This window comes from Bifidobacterium sp. POST2/T3 (B1) (assembly GCF_058197115.1).
The window spans coordinates 1-2,322 of the sequence record NZ_JBVPQK010000403.1 but is presented as its reverse complement, the minus strand read 5'-3'; the positions used below and the strand labels follow the sequence as shown (position 1 = coordinate 2,322).

Here is a 2,322-nt window from a genome sequence, read left to right as displayed (position 1 = left end):
TCGGTACCCACTACAACCGCAGCCTGGGCAGGGACCATCCTACTGACAGTGGGACTCCTATCTGCTGTTATCCTTACAGCCCCTCTTGCCTGGCATACTCGACTCGCCAATGGAGATAAAAATTCATGAACCTTTTCATCCTCTCTCGCTACTAACTAAGCAGACGGAACGAGTAGCGAACAATGTCTGGCGGCAGCCGAGGCCAAAACCAGATGTGAGGAAGGTGAACGAGGTTGGCTTTCGTAGGTATACAGCTCAAGAGGCTTTTTAGGCTGGTATTACTGCCGTTTATACTAACTGCAGGCATTCTTTTTGTGGGCTTCTTACTGGAGGGCATTTGGTCATTAAGCCGCATACGGCCAGTTATGATGGTTCTTACTCAGGTGCCAGTAATTACTGCTGGCCTATCTACAGCTTTTGTGCTCAATGGTGACCCAATCGTTGAACTTGTTGAGTCAACCCCAACTGGATGGCGGAAGGTTCAAGTGACCAGGCTGCTTATCATTACCGGAGCATTTCTTACTGCCGCAGCCCTTCTTTTTATCGGCTTGCATATGATGCGACTTTGGCCACGCGACCTGGGATGGGTGAGCATCATTACCCCGGTTGGCAGTATATTCATTGTCAACTGTCTGGTTTTCCTTATTGCCGTACTCACTACGTCTATGCCAACGTCATCGCTGGCTTCCATAGCTATTTGGCTGTTTTTATGTTTTATATGGGATCCATACATCACCGATCCGGTCCGGCAACGACTCATTCCATTGTTTATTGCAGCAGCAGGCGCAATCTTCGGATGGAACATGTGCGGTGATGCAGAGCGCAATGTTATAAAGGTGGCTGCCCTATGAGGATACTGAGCCTTGTACGCATCACGCTACTGATGTTTTATCGGCGCAAAGCCTTGTGGATAGCCAGCATACCGCTGGCGCTCTTCGCCCTCTTTTTAGCCTATGCCTCTCCTATGTCACCTGGATTCAGCAACGCAGATGGTCTTGTCTTTACCGGACAGGTTCTTGCTATGTTCACCCCGTTGGCATACGCAGCATCTTTTAGCGACCTTATGACTGCCGGCAGGCGAACAGGTATGGACGAGCTTGAATCCACCTCCCCCTTGCCGATGGCCGTCATCCGCTCGGCTCATGTCTTGGGAGCCTGGGTTATCTGCATATCATCTTCCCTGCTTTTCCTTGTATTGATCGCGGTCCACCAAGCCTTTAAAGGCAACGGTAAGGCAATACTGGTGGCCCTGGCAGTAGCACTTGTCATACTCTCACCATCAATGCTGATCGCTATGGGGATATCCGCCCTGCTAGGAGCCCTGTTGCCCACAATCGTAGCCCGGATTCTTGCCGTCCTGGTATGGGCCTGGTTGGCTTTCTATACCCCCCTCTTACCACTTCCAACGCTCAATGGTGGCCCGCTGGCCGTCATTGGCGATCCCATTGCCCAAGGATGGTTCCATACAGATCCTATGTACGTACCGGCGAACGGCCCCTTTACCGTCCAATCGGGAGTCATATCCTTGCTCTGGCAGGCGTGTATTATCTTCCTTCTCTTCACTGGCGCAAACATAGCCTCCAACCACATGAAAGTTCGGGTCTGACTATCCACTGACTTTGAAAGGAATTACTCACATGTTTATCTCTATTGACCATCTGACCAAGGATTTTCGGGGGAGACCGGCCGCTTTGAACGATCTGACCGTTGATCTTCCACAGGGCATGATAGGGCTTATTGGTCCAAATGGTGCCGGCAAAACAACCCTCATGCGCATTCTCACCGGAATAATCAAACCGACTAAAGGTAAAGTTTTTATTGATGGGCAAGACCTGTCATCGCCGGCCAATAGGCAAAATTTAAAACGACACCTGGGTTATCTGCCTCAGCACATCACCCCGTACGACTACCTGTCGCCACTTGAATTCCTTGATTATATCGGCATCTTGAAAATGATTGACGACAAACACGTACGGCAGGAGCAGGCACATACCCTCCTGGGACAAGTGGGATTGGAAGACGCGATGAACCTACCTATCCGGGGCCTATCCGGGGGTATGAGGCGCAGGGTTGGCATCGCACAGGCCCTTATGGGCGACCCCCAGCTGCTGGTAGTCGACGAGCCCACAGCAGGGTTGGATCCCGAAGAGCGCATGCGGTTCCGCACACTCCTTGCCCAACTGGGACAGGATCGAACCGTTATCCTCTCCACCCACATACTCGATGATGTTGCACAAACCTGCCCTTGGGTGTGTGTATTACGTTGCGGACGCAACCAGTATGACGGGCCGACAGAGGGGCTGATCCATGAAGCTGCCGGTC

General features: G+C 51.8%; 3 protein-coding genes. All 3 read left to right on the top strand.

Annotated features, from left to right (window positions below; all coding sequences use genetic code 11):
• Window positions 1–233: 233 nt before the first annotated feature.
• Window positions 234–851, top strand: coding sequence for a hypothetical protein (locus AC0AP0_RS12145; RefSeq protein WP_490430662.1), 618 nt, complete (start codon window positions 234–236; stop codon window positions 849–851).
• Window positions 848–1,606: a murein hydrolase transporter LrgB gene (locus AC0AP0_RS12140; RefSeq protein WP_490430661.1), complete on the top strand. Its 759-nt coding sequence runs from the start codon at window positions 848–850 to the stop codon at window positions 1,604–1,606. Before AC0AP0_RS12145 ends, AC0AP0_RS12140 begins: the two co-directional genes overlap by 4 nt.
• A gap of 31 nt (window positions 1,607–1,637) precedes the next feature.
• A partial coding sequence (locus AC0AP0_RS12135) for an ATP-binding cassette domain-containing protein (RefSeq protein ID WP_490430660.1) occupies window positions 1,638–2,322 on the top strand: 685 nt, incomplete at its 3' end.

Bases quoted from the DNA above. Each gene is read 5' to 3' on its own strand.
- AC0AP0_RS12140 (WP_490430661.1), top strand. From the start codon at position 848: ATGAGGATACTGAGCCTTGTACGCATCACGCTACTGATGTTTTATCGG.